Below are 16,572 nucleotides of genomic sequence, written 5' to 3'. Positions count from 1 at the left end.
CCGCCTGCGCTGACCGCAGGACCGCCTGCGCTCGCAGCCCCTGTCGCTCGGGTGACACCCCTCCGCCTCATCTTCCCGTCTCCCTGTCTCCCGTCTCCATGTCTCTCCCGTACGATGCCGTCGCCGCCAGCCACGTCCTCGCCGACGTGGACCCCCGCCTCGGGGCGGTGATCGCCCGCATCGGCCCGCCGCGCATCACACTCCGACCGGACGAGACGCTGTCGGCCTTGCTTCGTGCCATCGTCGGCCAGCAGATCTCCACCAAGGCCGCGGCCACCATCCACGGGCGCGTGCTGACGGCCTTCGGCGACGGGACTGCGTTGGAGGTCGACGCGATCGCCGAGGCGGACGACGACGCGCTCCGGGCGTGCGGCCTCTCGCGGTCGAAGGTCGCGGCTGTGCGTGACCTCGTCGGGCGACAGCGCGATGGGACGCTCCCGACACGCGACCGGCTGCTCCAGATGGCCGACGACGAGGTGGTGGCTGCACTCACGGCCGTCCGCGGCGTCGGACCGTGGACGGCGCAGATGGTGCTTCTCTTCAACCTCGGCCGCCCGGACATCTGGCCGGTCGCCGACCTGGGCGTGCAGGAAGGGTACCGCATCCTCGCCGGGTTGGACGCTCGGCCGACGGCCAGGGAGATGGTCGCCATCGGAGCGCCCTACGCGCCGTGGCGAAGCGTGGCCGCGTGGTACGGGTGGCGTGCGCTCCACGAGGCGCGAGGGGAGGAGTGAGGGGCCAAAAAAACGAAGCGAAGGGTTAGGTCTGAGGATGTCGTGAGTCTATGAGCGTGTCGTCCCCCACGACCTGCCATCGAACCCATGCGCCGATTCGCGCTCGCGGGCCTGCTGCTCGCCGCTGGGGTTTCCGCTCAGACCAACCCTACCTACGACGACACCATCTCCTGGCGGACCTACGCCGCCTCCCGGGAGGCTCGCGTCCGGGTTTACCTCTGCGACGACGAGGCCCGTCCCCGGACCGTCGTGATCGACGACCGCGCCTCCAACCGTGGCGTGCTCACCGACGAGGCACAGTACGTCGCCGATCTCGTCGGCCGCGAGAGGGGCTTCGACCCGACGGAGGCCACGTTCGTGTTCCGGTTTACGCCCGCCGCTTTCCACCCCGACGCGTCGGAGACCGGAAAGACCCTCCTGTTGCGCGCCACATTCAGACGCACCAACAGTGGGGCGCTCGGGGCGCCCGCGTGGCGCGTCATCACGTCGGACGCCCTCGCGGAGTTGACGGACCGGGCCTTGCGCTAACCGGCTGAATCCGCGGGGGATCAGGGAAGTCCGGATCGGCCCGAATTCGTTCGGGGTTGAAGAGATTCGGTGGGCCGGGCAGGGAGCAAACCGGGGGGTGGCGAGTAGAACGCCGTCCCAACAAGTGTTTCCCCCAGAGCCCTCGGTACGCGCCCCAATGACCACCCTCACCGACGACCGCAAGACCCTCCGCCTCGACGAACTCTCCGAGGCGCTCCGCATCTCCCGTCAGACGCTGGTCCGCTGGACCGACCGCGGCCTCATCAACGCCGACCTGGACTGGGGCGTCTCCGATGAGAACCAGGAGACGCGCCTCATCGAGGTCGACCAGTCGACGCTCGACTTCCTGGAGGGCTTCGCGGGCGAGTACCGCGAGGACACGGTCAGCCGCACCGAGGCGCGGCGGCTGCTCAAGCTGATCGACCGCAACCAGGTCCAGAAGCTGATCCGCCAGGGCTCGATCAAGGCGCGCAAGGTGAAGGGCGAAACGCGCGTGAGCGTTGGCAGCGTCGAGGACTACCTGATGACGCTTGAGGACACGGAGTAGCCGCGGCGTCTCGGTCGGGTCAACTCGGCGTGAAGGGGCACCCGGCGTGCCCGGCCCCCGTTGATCGGCCGAGCCCCCGATCCCGATGACCTTCCTCTCCAACCCCGTCGCCGCGCGCCTCCTCTGGGCGATCCCGCTCCTCCTGGTCGTCATCTTCGTGGCGACGGCCTGGGCGGGCATCCAGCAACGCGAGGTCTCCGAATCCGGGCAGACCGTCGACGCCGAGGTGATCGGGCTGAACCTCCGCGAGCGAAGTGAGATCACGACCGGGCAGGTCGGCCTCCGCTACACGCCGCCCGGTGCCGCGGCGCCCGTAGAGCGCGACGTGGAGCTTCCCATCATCCTGCTCAAGGAGATCGAGGTGGACTACCTCGCGACGCCGGAGGGGGAGACGATGCGGCTGCCCATCGTGGTCTCGGCGGACACCGACCAGATCGTGCTCGCTTCTCACCGGCGCGGCACGTGGCTGCTGACCTTCAGCCTCGCCGGGATGGCACTCATCGGTGCCGTCGGCTCGGCGCTCCTCGTCGGCGGGTGGAACCGGTTCCTCGCTCGCGAGGGGGACCCGGCGCTGCGGACCGGGACCGCGACCGTCTAGAACGGCGCCGCCCCTCCCGCCTCAAAGATCGGCAGGAGGGGCGGCGAGTCCGTGGGTGCGGCGGCTTAGAAGATCAGGCCGACGCGAATGAGGTGGGAGGTTTCGGCGCTGCGGAAGTTGGACCCGGTGAACGCGTTGAACACGCCCGCGCCGCTGTCGATGGCCTCGGTGTCGAGCTGGGCCGCGCGGAACGTGTAGCCCAGCGACGCGCCGACGCTGGAGCCGAACAGACCGCGCGCTTCCGACTGGAGCATCACGGTGGCCGTCCGCATGCCGTAGGCGCCGGGGTCGGGGGTGTCGCCGGGGAAGCTCATTGCGTAGTCGCCCGAGAAGCCCGCGCCGAGCACCACGGTGCCGTACGAGTGGAGCCGCTCGACCGCGCCGCCCTCGCGCAGCGGCACGTCCAGGACGGCGCCGAGGCCGGTGCCGAGGTCCGCACCGCCCAGCAGCACGGCCATGTCGTCGGTGGGGTCGCCGGGGGCTCCGTCGCCGCTGAGGTACCGCGAGCCGACCTGGAAGCGCAGCGGGACGTACAGCGAGCCTCGCGCGCCCAGCGGGACCACGTGCACGTTGCCACCAAGCGACACGTCGAAGCCGCCCACTGACACCCCGGTGGGGCTGGTCAGCGTCGTCTGGGAGCCGTAGAAGCCCGAGAAGGCGGCCGTCGAGCCGTAGAAGCCGACGCTGGTGACAGTGCCGTCGAAGGCGGCCAGCAGCGCGGCGGCGTCGCCCGGCTGGTAGCGGAGGTCGAGGGCCTGAGGCCCGACGTCCATCGACGAGTTCTGGGCGAGGGCGGGACCCGCCAGGGCGACGGACAGGGCGAGGGCGAGGAGACGCATGGGGCGACTGGTGGGTTGAAGGGCCCGCCGAGGCGGGACCTGGGGAATCGGCGGCGCGGCCTCGTTCTGAGATCGGACGGTGATTTGGGAATGTCCAGGCCTCGTCTCTCTCCGTCGTTGGCGCCGGAGTGTAGCGATGGCACGCCGACGTCCGCTGCGGAGAGGGATCGCTAACGTGAAGGAGCCTGTGCCGGAGGTCGCGCGTCCATCCAGTATGACGGACCGTGACGCTGCTCTCCTCGCCCTCCGCCCCCAGGTCGATGCCGCCCCCGAGGCGGCTGTGTCAGAGGTGGAGGCATTCCTCCACCGGACGCTCCGCCCGGTCCTCAAGCTCCAGAACGACCCGCTCCTCGCCCTGGTCGCGGCCGACCTCCGCAAGCGGGTGCCTGGTTTCGCAGCGTTCGCCCCCGACGACGCCCGCGAGCGCCTCGTCTCGACGCTCAAGGCGGACGCTCGCCTCAAGCGCGTCCTCCTCGGCCTCGTGCTGGGAATGCTCACCACCGACGAACTCGCGTTCGCGTTGGAGAACGACGCTGAGGTCCGTCGGCGGGTGATGTTGCTCGTCGTCGAGCGGGTCCGCAGCCAGGCCGATGCGGTGCAGGCGCGTGTGTAGCGGTCAGCCCAGCGCTTCGGGGTGGCGGGCGATGTAGGCGTCGAGCCCCCTCTGGGCCTCCGCGGCGACCTTCGCACGGAGGAACGGCGTCCACCCGAGCAGCAGGCCCGGCACGCCAAGCGCCTGACGGCTCCACGACCAGAAGTCGAACCGGTCGACGTGGGTGCGGATCAGCCCGTCCTCGAAGGTGAACACGGCGTCGATCACGTTGTGGACCGGGCGCTTCGTCTGCGAGAACGTGTAGTCGGCCTCCCAGTGAGCCTCGCCGGCCGAGTCGTCGGCCGTGATGCCAGAGGCGGCGACGCGCAGGCCCGTGCCGCGGTCGCAGAGCATCCGCCACATGGCACCCGCCTTCGGACCCTGGAGGTCGAACACCGGGTCGCGGAAGGTCACCGCGGGGTGGTAGCAGGCCGCCATGGCGTCGCCGTCGCGGCGGGAGAGCGCGTCGTAGAAGCGGGCGACGAGGTCGGCGTGGCGATGGGCCATGGGCGGGGCGGCGGGGGAGGGCAACGTACGTCGGTCCGCCTCGGTCGCCGCAGGGGGCGGGCGGGTGCGTGAACGTTCGGCGGCTCGGAACGGAATCGCTGGACGCCGACTCTGACCAGGAGGCCGCCCTTTCTCTCTGGCCCGACGCCCTGACTCTTTCTATCGATGCGGCCGACCGGGTGGCCGCCGACCTCGCCGACCGCGGCTGGTCCGTCGTCCCTGAGTTTCTCGCCGCCCCGACGGCCGCCGCCCTCCGCGCGGAGTCGCTGGCGCGGCGAGACCAGTTTCACCGCGCAGGCACGGGCCGAGGCGCGGGGCATCACCTCCAGCCGGGCGTCCGCGGCGACGACGTGCTGTGGCTCGGCGACACGCCGGACGCGCCGGGGGAGGGCGGGTACCTCGGCGCGCTGGAGACGCTGCGCGTCCACCTCAACCGGACGCTCTACCTGGGGCTGGACGGGTTCGAGGCGCACGTGGCGGTCTACCCGCCGGGTGCGGGCTACGCACGCCACCGCGACGCCTTCCACGGCGCGCGAAGCCGCGTCCTCTCGACCGTCCTCTACCTCAACCCCGGCTGGGAAGACGCCGACGGCGGCCACCTGCGCCTCTTCCTCGATGCCGACGGGTTCGAGTCGTTCGTCGACGTGATGCCCGAGGCGGGCACGCTGGCGGTCTTCTTCAGCGAGGACATCGAGCACGAGGTGCGCCCGGCGACGCGGGAGCGGGTGAGCGTGGCGGGATGGTTCTCTGTACGTCGGTAAACGACGAGGGAAAGCCGCTCTGGCACGGTGCAGTCACGAGAGGGCGGCGGGAAGAAATCCCGAGAGGGGGCCGCGGGGAGAGGTGCGCAGGTATCAGAGCACGACCGTGAGGTCGACCTGGGGCACACCTCTCCCGAGGGCGGGCTCGTGCTGGCTACGCGCGAGCGGCGATCGGCGCCTTCTTCGACCGGCCCCAGGCCACGAATGCGGCCAGCGCGCCGAGTACGAGGGGCGCCCCGAGCGCCGCCATCTCACCGCGGACGAGGTGGAAGCCGGCGGCGAGCCCCATCACCACCACCAGGCAGGCGGCGGCCAGCGGGGTCAGCGACGGACGGATCCGGAGCGCGGACGGCAGGATGAGGCCGAGCGCGCCGCACACCTCGGCCAGCCCGATGAAGCGGACGAGCAGGGCCGGCGACTCGCCCGGCCAACCCATCTGGGCGGCGAGGTCAGCGATGGGCGTAAACAGCTTCAAGGCCCCGGCCATGGCGAAGGCGAGGGCGAGGAGGATCTGGACGACCCAGAGGATCTTGTTCATGAGAGAGGGTGGGTGAGACAACACGTGTCGGATAGATTGCACGTGTCGGGTCGGCGGGGGCTCCTGCTTCGCGCCCGACACATCCGCCCATCTGTCGCTTATCCCTACACCGCCATGCCTTCGTCGCCTGTGGAGACCTCCGACCCGCGCGTCCTGCGGACCCGCCGTCTCCTCGAAGACGCCCTCCTGTCGTTCGCCAGCGAGCGGCCGTACGCCACGGTGACGGTCAAGGACATCGCGGCGCGGGCGACGGTCAACCGCGCCACGTTCTACGCCCACTTCGCCGACAAGGACGATCTGCTGCGGGGCCTCCTGCGCAGCCGGCTCGACCAGGCTCTCTCGGTCCGCCTGGAGGGCGACGACAGCGGCGACGGACCGGCCTCCTTCGAGGCCTACCTGGACGCGCTCTTGCCGGCCGCGCTGGAGTTCTCCGAGTGGGCGGCCGGCGGGTGTCGCAGCGCGCGGCAGCAGGGCCTGGACGCCGCCCTGCCGGAGGCGGAACTCCGGGCTCGCATCGAGACGCTCGTTGGGCAGTGGCTGGGCGTCGGTGAAGACGACGGGGCCGCGGAGATGACGGCCAGCGCGGTGGCCGCGATGGTCGCCCGCGTCTCGACGGACTGGAGCCGCCGGGCGGAACGCGTACCCGAGGGCACGGTCCTGGATCGGCTGCGGTCGCTGGTGCTCGGCGCCGTCGGCGCCCTCCCCGACGCCGTCGACGGCCCGGCCCGCGCCCGGGGCTAGATCCCGGCGACCTCCCCGGGCGGCGCTACTCGATGCGCGGGCCGACCAAGTCCTGCGCGCCGCCGTGGAGCGTGAGTGCGTGCGCGCGTCCGTCCTCGCCGACGGTGAACGTGACCTGGGCGCCGACGGCGGGGATCGAGAAGCGCATCGCCGTCACCGGGACCATCTCGAAGGCGGGCTGGCCGGTCGCCTCCGCGACGAGCGCACCGTCCTCCATCCGCACGTCCACCGTCATGCCGGGCTGCAGCGCGTACTGCCCGACGTAGCCCCACAGCACGGCGTCCGACACCTCGAACACCGCCGCTTGGGCGTCGACGCCGAGGCGGGCGAGGGCGTCGCGCGCGCTGTCGCTGCCGGGGTCGAGGTCGAGCGCCCGCTGGTAGTTCGCGATGGCGCGTTCGCGCTCTCCGGCGACGGCATAGGCCTCTCCCAGGCTGTCGTACGGGTTGGACGCCTCCGGGTACATCTCGACGTTGAGTTCGAAGAGCCGAATGGCGGCCGCCACGTCGCCCCGGCCGAGCGCGAGGTAGCCGAGCGTGTTGAGCTGGTCCTCGCCGAGGTCGTAGGCCTCGGCTTCGGTCTCGCGGATCTCCCGGTAGCGAGCGACCGCGACGTCGACGCCCTCGGCGTCCAGGACCGCCGCCAGCGCGGGGCCGATGGGTCGCCTCGGCGCCTCGACCGCCTGGCCGTAGAGGATCCGCGCGAGGGCGAACGCGACCGGCTGGGTGCTGTCCTCGGTGTTGGCGAGCACCGCGACCGTCCGGTCCGTGTCGGGGAAGTGGAGCAGGAACGTCGAGAAGCCGAAGATGCCGCCGCTGTGCCCGATGGCGCGCACCGGCGTCGGGCCGACGGGCAGCATGGAGACGCCCAGGCCGTAGGCGTAGTCGTCGTGGACCGGCGTCGTCATCCGCTCCAGCGTCTCGGGGCGCTCGAAGGGCTCGCCCCGGTGCAGGGCCTGGGTCCAGCGGACGAGGTCTCGTGCGGTCGAGTACATCATCCCGGCCGCGTACGGCACGCTCGGGTCGACGTACGTCGCGTGCTCGACGTCGAGGCCGACGCGGGTGTAGCCGCTCGCCATCCGGTCGATCACCGTCGCGCCGTCGTCGTAGCCGGTGTCGGTCAGGCCGAGGGGAACGAGGAGCCGCTCGCGCAAGACGTCGGCGTAGGGCTGCCCGGTGACGTGCTCGATCAGGACGCCGAGCAGGATGTAGTTGGAGTTGCTGTAGGCGAACCGGCTGCCGGGCTCGAAGTCGAGGGGAAGCCCGGAGAAGACGGCCAGGAAGGAGTCGGGCGCGACCGGATTCCGCTTCATCACGTCGAAGCCCGGGAGGCCGAGGTGCTCGGGGATGCCGGAGGTCTGCGACAGCAACTGGTGGACCGTCACGCGGCCCTGCGCGGCCGGGTAGTCGGGGAGCGTCTGGTAGATGGGCGCGTCGAGGTCCATCGCGCCCGCCTCGGCGAGCTGGAGCACCAGGGCGGCCGTGAACTGCTTCGTGAGCGACGCGATGCGGAAGCGCGTGTCCGGCGTGTTCGGGATGCCCCACGACCGGTTCGCCTCGCCGACGCCTCGCTCGTAGACCACCTCGCCCCCGTCGGTCACCACGACCGCACCGTCGAAGCGCCCGGCCTCGTGGGTCGCCATCAGAAAGGCGTCGAGCTGAGCGGGAAGGGGGAGGTCCTGGGCCGACGGGGCGATGCTGACGGCGAGCGCGAGTGCGAGGGTGAGCGTCCGGACGGGGGAAGCGAGGAGCATGAGTCGGAGGACGGGGAGAGGGAGGCGCGGTCGGGAACGTACTGTGCTCCTTGCCCGGGTCCGGGAGACCCGTGGCGCGCGCAATCGTTGCCCTCGGTCCCACGACCGCGTCGCCGAGGCGGGAGCCCTGGGCTAGCGGCCGCTCAGGTCCGGACCGGAGACCAGTCGGTCGCGCGTGGTCGCGGTCGGGCCGACCGTCCACGTGACCTCGGCGGTGCCGGCGCCGTCGCTGAAGCGGCCGGTGATCCGCCACGTGCCGGGCTCGTCGAGCGGCTGCGCCTGGAACGTGCCGATGGGCTCGTCGCGGGACTCCGGGCCGGGGTCGTACGAGCCCATGCATGACGTGTCGAGGTCGAGCCGCTCCCCTTGGCGGACGACCCATCCGGCCGTGACGACGATCGCGGGCACGCCCCCGTCGGAGCCGTGCCACGTGTCGCAGTCCGCGGTGCCGAGGACGAAGCCAGTCTCGTCGGTAACGACTTCGTACCGGGACGCGTCGAACCGCGCCGTCGTGAGGTGGAGCGTCAGGCCGGGCGCAAGCGTCTCGGCGACCGTCGTCGAGGAGTCCGAGGTGCGGGAGCCCGCGCAGCCGGCCAGCGGGAGCGCCAGCAGGGTCGTGAGGAGAAGGGCGGGGGGCAGGCACATCGGAGGGGTAAAGGGACGTGCTGAGCATACCGCGCCGCCCTGGAACGATACCCCCGACAGAAACACGCCTTTCCTGGCACGTGCCCACACTGTCCCGACGGCCGGTCCGCCCGCCTCGGCCTCCCCGCGGAGCGCCCGAGGCAGGAGGGCCAGGTCGCGGCCGACAGCGACTGGTGAGAGGTGTCGCCGCCTAGCGGCCTGTCCTGGCGCGACGTCTCGGGCGTCCCCGCGGACCCACCGAGGCGGGCCGTCTCACCGCGAAAGGACCTTGACGATCTGCCCGTTCGGGGTCTCCAGATCGGTGGCGTCGAGCAGGATCAGCAGCGCTCCGCTCGGGAGCTGCGTCACGTCCCGGATCCGACCGACATCGTCCAGCAGGATCGCGGTTCGGTCGGTGGTCGGGTCGTACGCGATGAGCCGCTGCTGGGCGAGCGAGCCCCACAGGAACGCACCGTCCCACGTGGGGAACGCGCTGGCCTCCAGGCGGACGAGGCCGGACGGCGCCATGTTGAACGTCCGGTCCCACGCTTTGAGAGGGAGCACGGTGGTTTGCGCCGCCTCCGCCTCGGTCATCCCGCCGACGGGCGTCTCGTCGTAGTTGAGGCCGAACGAGAACAGGGGCCAGCCGTAGTTCCCGCCCCGCTCGATCACGTTGAGTTCGTCCCCGCCGAGGGGACCGTGCTCGTTGGAATACAGGACGCCACCCTCGATCAGCAGGCCCTGGGTGTCGCGGTGCCCGTAGCTCCAAATGCTCGTGGGGCCTGCGGTGCCGTCGAACACGGGGTTGTCGGAGGGCACCGAGCCGTCCGCGTGGAGCCGGTGGATCTTGCCGCTGTGGTTGCCCAGGTCCTGCGCCCCCGGATCGGGGTGCGGGTACCCAGCCATCCCCTGGGTCACGAAGAAGTAGTCGTCCTGCCACGCGATGCGGGAGCCGATCGAGAACGCGTTGGACTGGAAGACGACCTCGAAGTCCCGCACGGTCCGGTCGGAGAAGTCGAACCGGCCGACGGCCATCCGGTAGTCCACACCCACGTAGGCGAGGTAGACGAGCCCGTTGGTCTCGAACTGGGGGTGCAGGCTGACGTCGTTGTACCCGCCGAGGTAGAGCGGGGGCGCGGGGAAGATCTGGGACGCCGGCAGGCCCCCGAGCTCGATCATCTCTCCGTCGCGAACGTGGACGAGCGAGCCGAACCGCTCGGAGACGAGGTACTCGTCCTCACCCAGCACCTCGACCGCCCAGGGGATGCCGAACCCGGAGGCGACGACCTCCAGCGTCGCGTCGAGCGGCGCGAACTCGACGCCGCCGGGGAGCAGCGTGCCGTCACTCCCGGGGATCGCGCCGCTCCCGGGGGCCTGCGCAGCGCCTGAGGAAGAGGCGGCGACGAACGTGGCGACGGCGAGGAGCAGGCCGAGGCGGCGGGACATGGAGCATGAGGAAGTGGGCCGCCCCCCTGACGAGGATCGCTGGGGGAGGTTGCGCGCTTCCTGTTGCGCCCGGCCCGCCTCGGTCTCCCCGTGGAGCCACCGAGGCGGGGTCGGCTCAGGCTTCGTCGGGCAGCGACTCGTGGTAGATCTGGCCGCCGAGCGCCTCGAACTGCCGCGACTTCTCGCGCATCCCCTCCGGAATCGCCGCCTCCACGTCCACGCCGTGCTCGGCGGCGTAGTCGCGGACGTCCTGGGTGATCTTCATCGAGCAGAACTTGGGCCCGCACATCGAGCAGAAGTGGGCCACCTTGGCGCTCTCCTTGGGCAGCGTCTCGTCGTGGAAGGCGCAGGCCTTCTCAGGGTCGAGGCCGAGGTTGAACTGGTCCTGCCAGCGGAACTCGAAGCGGGCCTTCGAGAGCGCGTTGTCGCGCGCCTGCGCGCCGGGGTGGCCCTTCGCGAGGTCGGCCGCGTGCGCCGCGATCTTGTACGTGATGACGCCCTCGCGGACGTCGTCGCGGTTGGGCAGGCCGAGGTGCTCCTTAGGCGTCACGTAGCACAGCATCGCGCAGCCGAACCACCCGATCATCGCCGCGCCGATGCCGCTCGTGATGTGGTCGTAGCCCGGCGCGATGTCGGTCGTGAGCGGCCCCAGGGTGTAGAACGGGGCCTCGCCGCACCAGTCGATCTGCTTCTGCATGTTCTCCTGGATCATGTGCATCGGCACGTGGCCCGGGCCCTCGTTCATCACCTGCACGTCGTGCTTCCAGGCGGTCTTCGTCAGCTCGCCCTGGACGTAGAGCTCGGCGAACTGGGCATCGTCGTTGGCGTCCTGGATGGAGCCCGGGCGGAGGCCGTCGCCGATCGAGAACGACACGTCGTAGGCGGCGCAGATCTCGCAGATCTCGTCCCAGTGCGTGTAGAGGAAGTTCTCACGGTGGTGCGCGAGGCACCACTTGGCCATGATCGAGCCGCCGCGCGAGACGATGCCCGTGCGCCGGCTGGCGGTCAGGGGGACGAAGCGGAGCAGCACGCCCGCGTGGATGGTGAAGTAGTCGACGCCCTGCTCGGCCTGCTCGACGAGGGTGTCCGCGAACAGCTCCCACGTCAGGTCCTCGGGCACGCCGCCGACCTTCTCGAGCGCCTGGTAGATCGGCACCGTGCCGATCGGGACGGGCGAGTTGCGCAGGATCCACTCGCGCGTCTCGTGGATGTGCTGGCCCGTGCTCAGGTCCATCACGGTGTCCGCGCCCCACCGCGTCGCCCACGTCAGCTTCTCGACCTCCTCGGCGATGCTCGACGTGACCGCCGAGTTGCCCATGTTGGCGTTGATCTTGACCAGGAAGTTGCGGCCGATGGCCATCGGCTCCAACTCCGGGTGGTTGATGTTGGCCGGGATGATGGCGCGGCCTCTCGCGACCTCGCTCCGCACCCACTCGGGCGTGATGACGGACGGGATGGAGGCGCCGAAGCTGTTGCCCGCGTGCTGCTCGAACAGGCCCGGGTCGGTCTCGCGCAGCGCCTCCAGGTTCTGCGCCTCCCGGATGGCGACGTACTCCATCTCGGGCGTCACGATGCCCTTGCGCGCGTAGTGGAGTTGGGTCACCGTCTGCCCGCTCTTCGCCCGGCGCGGCCGGTGGACGTGCTCGAAGCGCAGGTGCTCGGTCTTGGCATCCAGGGCGCGCTCGCGGCCAAAGGTGCTCGTCAGATCGCTCAGTTGCTCCGTGTCGCCGCGCTCCTCGATCCACGCCCCGCGGACGCTCGGCAGGCCCGCCCGGAGGTCGATGGTCGCGTCGGGGTCGGTGTAGGGGCCCGAGCAGTCGTAGATCGGGATGTCCGGGTTGGCCTCGTCACCGAACGAGCCGGTCGTCGGGCTCTGCGAGACGACGCGCATCGGGACCTTCAGGTCAGGACGCGAGCCGGTGACGTAGACCTTGCGGGAGCCGGGCAGGGGGCGGCGGACCTCATCCGACAGCTCTTCGATGCGGGCGTGGGTGGCGTCGTTGGCAGCGCGCTTGGCGGCGGCAGTCGTGGGCATTTCCATCGGTCGGTACGGGGTACGGGATGCAGGAAGACGGTGGCGGTACCGGGTATCCTGTACCCCGTACCGCCCCGGAGGGGCTTACAGGGCGAGGTCGTTGGTCCAGTACACGTCGGCGCCGGGCGTGGCGTCAATCAGGCCGCGCTCGGCCATCCAGCCTTCGAGCTGGCGGTAGTAGTCGGCCGACATCGAGAAGTCGTGCGTGAAGCAGGGGACGGTGGCGTCGTAGATGGCGCGCGTGAGGGCGTCCTCGGGGTCGGACCCGGTGAGGCGGAAGTAGGCCTCGCGGGCGGCGTCGGGCTCCTGCTTGACCGCGTCGACGCCGCGGCGGAGCACCCGCACCAGCTTCTGGAACGTCTCGCGCTCGGCGGCCAGCTTGTCGGGGTGTGTGATGAGCACGAGCTGGCAGAAGTCGGGCACGCCCCAGTCCTTGAGCGCGAACATCCGTACGTCGAGGCCGCGATGCGTGGCCTCGACGATCTCGAAGTTGTGGAACACCAGCGTCGCCACGTCCGCCTTGTCCTCGGCGAGCGCGTCGGTGTGGTAGAACGAGTTGTTGACGCGGCCGTAGCCGTCCTCCGTCCCCGTCGGCCCGCCGTCCGCCTCGACCATCGTGGCGACGATCGCGGGTCCGCCCTTGCCCGGCGCGCCCGGATACTGGATCCGCGTTCCGGCCATGTCCCGCGGGCGCTCGATGGACGCCTTCGCCATCACGCCGCCGTTCGTGTGGAGGAAGCGCGCGAAGCCGACGCACATCTCGCCCTTGGCGCGGTCCTCGACGAGGTGTAGCGGCTCGGTCACCGCGCAGTCCATCTCCCCGCGTTCGATGGCCTCGACGGCGTCGAGGTGCTCCTCGGGCTCGATCAGTGCGACCTCCAGGCCTTCGTCGGCGAACCAGCCGCGGTCGCGGGCGAGGAGGAGGGGGGCGTGGTCCGGGTTGAGGAACCACTCGAGGCCGAGTCGAAGGCGCGTCATCGTGCTGTCCAGAAGTGAAGGGTCTGGAAGCCGGGAGCGCCCGCCTCGGTGCGTCCGTGGGGGACCGAGGCCGACGTGCCGGAAGCTCTCCCTACGCCGGTGCGAGCCGGATCAGGTGCGGAGGGTCTGTCTCAGCCGCGATCTCCGAGAGGAGGGCGGCACCCCTGGCTTCCGCAGGCAAGGTAAACCGGTCGCGGCCTCGGCAGGAGCCTCCAGCAAACTCCGTCGTCACCGAGGTCAGTCGCCTGCTCGGGGCGTCCAGGTTCACGGCCTTCGCCCCGGCCGCTGACGCCCGGGACAGGCCCCGCCTCCCCGGTGTGCCGGAGGGCTGTGCCGTGACGACGGACAGTATCGAGAGCGAGAAGGGAGGGGGCGACTCCGTCGCCCCCTGAGCGGCAGATGGGGAAATGTTGGATGCAGGCTCAGCGTACGTTCCTGTCCCCTTCTGCTCCTTCTACCGCTCCCATGACCCCTCCCAACGACACCCCCGCCGACCGCCCTGATCCCGACGACGTCGACGACACCATCGATCCGACCAGCGAGGTAGACGAGGCGCTCTACGAGACCTTCCCCGCCAGCGACGCCCCCGGCTACACCGAAGGCAGCGTGGGCGCCGAGGCCTACGAGGCCGACGACGAGGACGCCTGACCGAGACGAACGGCCAGGTCGCACGGTCGGCGAGGCGCCGTAGACCCTCGCCCGCCGAAACGAGACCGCCCGCCTCGGACGCAATGCCGAGGCGGGCGGAATCAGAAACGCGGAGCGAGCGCTACTCCTCCGTAGCCGGGGCCTCTGCCTCGGGCTCCTCGTCGGGGGCCGTCTCCTTCTTCTTGCGAGCCTTCTTCGTCTTGAACGACAGTTCCTCATCGCCCGCCTTGTGATCGACGGAGATCTTTGCGCCCTCCTGGAGGTCGCTGGTGAGGATGGCCTCTGCCATCGGGTCCTCGACGTACTTCTGGATCGCGCGCCGTAGCGGACGCGCGCCGAACTGCGGGTCGAAGCCCTTGTCCACGAGGAACTCCTTGGCCGCCTGCGACAGCTCGATGTCGATGCCGAGCTCGTTGACCCGTGCGAAGAGGTCCTCCTGCATCACGTCGATGATCTGCAGGATGTGGGCCTTCTCCAGAGAGTGGAAGACGATCACGTCGTCGATCCGGTTGAGGAACTCCGGGTTGAAGACCTTCTTGAGTGCGTCCTCGACGGTCGACTTCATCTTCGAGTAGTCGAACGTCTCCTCGGAGAGCGAGAAGCCGATGCCCTTGCCGAGGTTCTTGATGTCGCGCGCCCCGATGTTCGAGGTCATGATGATGATCGTGTTCCGGAAGTCCACGCGGCGGCCGAGGCCGTCGGTCAGGATGCCGTCGTCCAGCACCTGGAGCAGGATGTTGAACACGTCCGGGTGCGCCTTCTCGATCTCGTCGAGCAGGATCACCGAGTAGGGCTTGCGGCGGACCTTCTCGGTCAACTGCCCGCCCTCCTCGTAGCCGACGTAGCCGGGAGGCGCACCGACCAGCCGCGACACGGAGAACTTCTCCATGTACTCCGACATGTCGATCCGGATGAGCGCGTCCTGGCTGTCGAAGAGGTACTCGGTCAGCCGCTTGGCCAGCTCCGTCTTGCCGACGCCGGTCGGCCCGAGGAAGATGAACGAGCCGATGGGCCGCTTCGGGTCCTTGAGCCCGGCGCGGGTCCGGCGGATCGAGCGCGAGAGCTTGACCAGCGCCTCGTCCTGCCCGATCACCTTGCCCTTGAGCTCCTCCTCCATGTTGAGCAGCTTGGCGCCCTCGGTCGTCTGGACGCGGTCGACCGGCACGCCGGTCATCATCGCGACGACGGCCGAAATGTCGGTCTCGGTGACGGGGTAGGTCTCGTCCTCCGCCTGGCGCTCCCACTCCTCCTTGACGTTCTCGAGCTCCTCCTGGAGCTTCTTCTCGCGGTCGCGGAGCTGGGCGGCCTTCTCGAAGTTCTGGGACTTTACGACCTGGTTCTTCTCCTCCTTGACGGCCTCGATGGCCTCTTCCAGCTCGACCACCTCCGGCGGCACCTTGATGTTGGCGAGGTGAACGCGCGCGCCCGCCTCATCCAGCACGTCGATCGCCTTGTCCGGGAGGTGCCGGTCGGTGATGTAGCGCTCGGAGAGCTTCACGATCAGCTCGATCGTGCCCTCGTCGTAGGCGACGTTGTGGTGCTCCTCGTACTTGCCCTGGATCTGGGTGAGGATCTCGACGGCCTCCTCGGGGGTGGCCGGGTCGACGAGGATCTTCTGGAAGCGCCGGTCGAGGGCGCCGTCCTTCTCGATGTACTGGCGGTACTCGTCGAGCGTGGTCGCGCCAACGCACTGGATCTCGCCGCGCGCGAGGGCGGGCTTGAACATGTTGGACGCGTCGAGCGAGCCGGACGCGCCGCCCGCGCCGACGAGGGTGTGGAGCTCGTCGATGAACAGGATCACGTCCTGGTTCTTCTCCAACTCCGTCATCACGGCCTTCATCCGCTCCTCGAACTGGCCGCGGTACTTCGTGCCGGCCACGAGAGCCGCGAGGTCGAGCGTCACGATCCGCTTGTCATAGAGGACGCGGGACACCTTACGCTGCACGATGCGGAGCGCGAGCCCTTCGGCGATGGCCGTCTTGCCGACGCCGGGCTCGCCGATGAGCACCGGGTTGTTCTTCTTGCGACGCGAGAGCACCTGCGCGACGCGCTCGATCTCGGTCTCGCGGCCGACGATCGGGTCGAGCTTGCCTTCCTCGGCCATCGACGTCAGGTCGCGGCCGAAGTTGTCGAGGACCGGGGTTTTGGATTTCTCTGCCATCTCTCGTTTGGTGGTGCCCCGCGAGCGCCCACGCCCGCCGCCGGTGGGCGGCTCGTCGGTCGCGGCACGGGGGGAAGCTTTGCCGCTCAGAATGGAGTCGAGCTCGGCGCGGACGGCGTCGTAGCTCACCGAGAACGCCTGCTGGAGGATCTGCGCGGCGACGTTTTCATCGTCGCGGAGCAGGCTCAGCAGAAGGTGCTCGGTCCCGATGACGTCGCTCTTGTAGAGCTTCGCCTCCAGGTAGGTGATCTTCAGGACCTTCTCGGCCTGCTTCGTGAGCGGGATGTTGCCGACGGTGAGCGTGCCGCCCGTGCTGCGGACGGTGTCCTCGACGGCCTTCTTCAGCTTGAAGAGGTCGCAGCCGAGGTTGCGGAGGATCTTGACGGCGATCCCCTCGCCCTCCCGGATGATGCCCAGGAGCAAGTGCTCGGTCCCGATGTAGTCGTGTCCGAGGCGGATCGCCTCCTCACGGGAGTACGAGATCACGTCGCGGACGCGGTTGGAGAAGTTGCCTTCCATGATGAAGGTGGTGGCGCCGGAGC

17 protein-coding genes and 1 riboswitch are annotated in these 16,572 nt (G+C 70.0%); of the genes, 8 read left to right on the top strand and 9 right to left on the bottom strand.

Translation table 11 applies throughout. The features are described 5' to 3' along the window. The first annotated feature begins 98 nt into the window (after nucleotides 1–98). From B1759_RS03190 to B1759_RS03175, 4 genes are all read left to right on the top strand, one after another. A complete protein-coding gene (locus B1759_RS03190) occupies nucleotides 99–734 on the top strand; it encodes a DNA-3-methyladenine glycosylase (protein ID WP_095513591.1) in 636 nt (211 codons plus the stop codon). Between the two features lie 87 nt (nucleotides 735–821). Beyond that, the gene (locus B1759_RS03185) at nucleotides 822–1,262 is read left to right on the top strand and encodes a hypothetical protein (RefSeq protein ID WP_095513590.1); all 441 of its coding nucleotides are present in this window, start codon (nucleotides 822–824) and stop codon (nucleotides 1,260–1,262) included. Nucleotides 1,263–1,419: 157 nt separating this feature from the next. After that, complete coding sequence (locus tag B1759_RS03180) at nucleotides 1,420–1,809, top strand: helix-turn-helix domain-containing protein (protein WP_095513589.1); 390 nt, start codon at nucleotides 1,420–1,422, stop codon at nucleotides 1,807–1,809. Nucleotides 1,810–1,894: 85 nt separating this feature from the next. Continuing rightward, complete coding sequence (locus B1759_RS03175; protein WP_095513588.1) at nucleotides 1,895–2,407, top strand: hypothetical protein; 513 nt, start codon at nucleotides 1,895–1,897, stop codon at nucleotides 2,405–2,407. A gap of 65 nt (nucleotides 2,408–2,472) precedes the next feature. Here B1759_RS03175 and B1759_RS03170 read toward each other — a convergent pair whose 3' ends face one another. Then, nucleotides 2,473–3,246: a hypothetical protein gene (locus B1759_RS03170; RefSeq protein ID WP_095513587.1), complete on the bottom strand. Its 774-nt coding sequence runs from the start codon at nucleotides 3,244–3,246 to the stop codon at nucleotides 2,473–2,475. Between the two features lie 214 nt (nucleotides 3,247–3,460). Here B1759_RS03170 and B1759_RS03165 point away from each other — a divergent pair, with 214 nt between their 5' ends. Beyond that, a complete protein-coding gene (locus B1759_RS03165; RefSeq protein WP_095513586.1) occupies nucleotides 3,461–3,859 on the top strand; it encodes a hypothetical protein in 399 nt (132 codons plus the stop codon). Between the two features lie 3 nt (nucleotides 3,860–3,862). On the opposite strand, the gene B1759_RS03160 is transcribed toward B1759_RS03165, so the two are convergent. Then, on the bottom strand, nucleotides 3,863–4,345 hold the full coding sequence (locus B1759_RS03160) for a nuclear transport factor 2 family protein (RefSeq protein ID WP_095513585.1): 483 nt from the start codon (nucleotides 4,343–4,345) through the stop codon (nucleotides 3,863–3,865). Between the two features lie 179 nt (nucleotides 4,346–4,524). Between B1759_RS03160 and B1759_RS03155 the strand changes: the two genes are divergently transcribed. Continuing rightward, on the top strand, nucleotides 4,525–5,106 hold the full coding sequence (locus tag B1759_RS03155) for a 2OG-Fe(II) oxygenase (RefSeq protein ID WP_158225104.1): 582 nt from the start codon (nucleotides 4,525–4,527) through the stop codon (nucleotides 5,104–5,106). A 154-nt stretch (nucleotides 5,107–5,260) separates the two neighbouring features. Here the strand turns inward: B1759_RS03155 and B1759_RS03150 are convergent, their stop codons facing one another. Next, the gene (locus B1759_RS03150) at nucleotides 5,261–5,644 is read right to left on the bottom strand and encodes a DoxX family protein (protein WP_095513583.1); all 384 of its coding nucleotides are present in this window, start codon (nucleotides 5,642–5,644) and stop codon (nucleotides 5,261–5,263) included. Nucleotides 5,645–5,758: 114 nt separating this feature from the next. Between B1759_RS03150 and B1759_RS03145 the strand changes: the two genes are divergently transcribed. Then, a complete protein-coding gene (locus B1759_RS03145; RefSeq protein WP_095513582.1) occupies nucleotides 5,759–6,385 on the top strand; it encodes a TetR/AcrR family transcriptional regulator in 627 nt (208 codons plus the stop codon). A 25-nt stretch (nucleotides 6,386–6,410) separates the two neighbouring features. Here B1759_RS03145 and B1759_RS03140 read toward each other — a convergent pair whose 3' ends face one another. The 5 genes from B1759_RS03140 to B1759_RS03120 all read right to left on the bottom strand — a co-directional run bounded on the left by B1759_RS03140 (nucleotide 6,411) and on the right by B1759_RS03120 (nucleotide 13,221). Continuing rightward, on the bottom strand, nucleotides 6,411–8,138 hold the full coding sequence (locus B1759_RS03140) for a serine hydrolase (protein WP_095513581.1): 1,728 nt from the start codon (nucleotides 8,136–8,138) through the stop codon (nucleotides 6,411–6,413). Between the two features lie 132 nt (nucleotides 8,139–8,270). Further along, nucleotides 8,271–8,783: a hypothetical protein gene (locus tag B1759_RS03135; RefSeq protein WP_095513580.1), complete on the bottom strand. Its 513-nt coding sequence runs from the start codon at nucleotides 8,781–8,783 to the stop codon at nucleotides 8,271–8,273. Nucleotides 8,784–9,035: 252 nt separating this feature from the next. Next, nucleotides 9,036–10,208, bottom strand: coding sequence for a PQQ-dependent sugar dehydrogenase (locus tag B1759_RS03130; protein ID WP_095513579.1), 1,173 nt, complete (start codon nucleotides 10,206–10,208; stop codon nucleotides 9,036–9,038). A gap of 115 nt (nucleotides 10,209–10,323) precedes the next feature. Next, nucleotides 10,324–12,243 (bottom strand): phosphomethylpyrimidine synthase ThiC, encoded by a 1,920-nt coding sequence (gene thiC, locus B1759_RS03125; protein WP_095513578.1) that lies wholly within the window; start codon nucleotides 12,241–12,243, stop codon nucleotides 10,324–10,326. A gap of 84 nt (nucleotides 12,244–12,327) precedes the next feature. Further along, nucleotides 12,328–13,221 (bottom strand): ABC transporter substrate-binding protein, encoded by an 894-nt coding sequence (locus tag B1759_RS03120; RefSeq protein ID WP_095513577.1) that lies wholly within the window; start codon nucleotides 13,219–13,221, stop codon nucleotides 12,328–12,330. Nucleotides 13,222–13,291: 70 nt separating this feature from the next. Next, nucleotides 13,292–13,397, bottom strand: a riboswitch (TPP riboswitch). Between the two features lie 289 nt (nucleotides 13,398–13,686). On the opposite strand from B1759_RS03120, the gene B1759_RS03115 reads away from it, so the two are divergent. Continuing rightward, nucleotides 13,687–13,869, top strand: a complete 183-nt coding sequence (locus B1759_RS03115) for a hypothetical protein (RefSeq protein WP_095513576.1) — start codon at nucleotides 13,687–13,689, stop codon at nucleotides 13,867–13,869. Between the two features lie 121 nt (nucleotides 13,870–13,990). Here the strand turns inward: B1759_RS03115 and B1759_RS03110 are convergent, their stop codons facing one another. Further along, the gene (locus tag B1759_RS03110) at nucleotides 13,991–16,549 is read right to left on the bottom strand and encodes an ATP-dependent Clp protease ATP-binding subunit (protein WP_095513575.1); all 2,559 of its coding nucleotides are present in this window, start codon (nucleotides 16,547–16,549) and stop codon (nucleotides 13,991–13,993) included. Between the last annotated feature and the right edge of the window lie 23 nt (nucleotides 16,550–16,572).

It is taken from the genome of Rubrivirga sp. SAORIC476, from assembly GCF_002283555.1.
Lineage (GTDB): Bacteria > Bacteroidota > Rhodothermia > Rhodothermales > Rubricoccaceae > Rubrivirga.
This window is presented reverse-complemented; position numbering and strand designations above follow the sequence as displayed.

Excerpts from the sequence above, each read along its gene's own strand:
- B1759_RS03190 (WP_095513591.1), top strand. The coding sequence starts at position 99 with ATGTCTCTCCCGTACGATGCCGTCGCCGCCAGCCACGTCCTCGCCGAC.
- B1759_RS03185 (WP_095513590.1), top strand. The coding sequence starts at position 822 with ATGCGCCGATTCGCGCTCGCGGGCCTGCTGCTCGCCGCTGGGGTTTCC.
- B1759_RS03180 (WP_095513589.1), top strand. The coding sequence starts at position 1,420 with ATGACCACCCTCACCGACGACCGCAAGACCCTCCGCCTCGACGAACTC.
- B1759_RS03175 (WP_095513588.1), top strand. The coding sequence starts at position 1,895 with ATGACCTTCCTCTCCAACCCCGTCGCCGCGCGCCTCCTCTGGGCGATC.
- B1759_RS03170 (WP_095513587.1), bottom strand. The coding sequence starts at position 3,246 with ATGCGTCTCCTCGCCCTCGCCCTGTCCGTCGCCCTGGCGGGTCCCGCC.
- B1759_RS03165 (WP_095513586.1), top strand. The coding sequence starts at position 3,461 with ATGACGGACCGTGACGCTGCTCTCCTCGCCCTCCGCCCCCAGGTCGAT.
- B1759_RS03160 (WP_095513585.1), bottom strand. The coding sequence starts at position 4,345 with ATGGCCCATCGCCACGCCGACCTCGTCGCCCGCTTCTACGACGCGCTC.
- B1759_RS03150 (WP_095513583.1), bottom strand. The coding sequence starts at position 5,644 with ATGAACAAGATCCTCTGGGTCGTCCAGATCCTCCTCGCCCTCGCCTTC.
- B1759_RS03145 (WP_095513582.1), top strand. The coding sequence starts at position 5,759 with ATGCCTTCGTCGCCTGTGGAGACCTCCGACCCGCGCGTCCTGCGGACC.
- B1759_RS03140 (WP_095513581.1), bottom strand. The coding sequence starts at position 8,138 with ATGCTCCTCGCTTCCCCCGTCCGGACGCTCACCCTCGCACTCGCGCTC.
- B1759_RS03135 (WP_095513580.1), bottom strand. The coding sequence starts at position 8,783 with ATGTGCCTGCCCCCCGCCCTTCTCCTCACGACCCTGCTGGCGCTCCCG.
- B1759_RS03130 (WP_095513579.1), bottom strand. The coding sequence starts at position 10,208 with ATGTCCCGCCGCCTCGGCCTGCTCCTCGCCGTCGCCACGTTCGTCGCC.
- thiC (WP_095513578.1), bottom strand. The coding sequence starts at position 12,243 with ATGCCCACGACTGCCGCCGCCAAGCGCGCTGCCAACGACGCCACCCAC.
- B1759_RS03120 (WP_095513577.1), bottom strand. The coding sequence starts at position 13,221 with ATGACGCGCCTTCGACTCGGCCTCGAGTGGTTCCTCAACCCGGACCAC.
- B1759_RS03115 (WP_095513576.1), top strand. The coding sequence starts at position 13,687 with ATGACCCCTCCCAACGACACCCCCGCCGACCGCCCTGATCCCGACGAC.
- B1759_RS03110 (WP_095513575.1), bottom strand. The coding sequence starts at position 16,549 with ATGGAAGGCAACTTCTCCAACCGCGTCCGCGACGTGATCTCGTACTCC.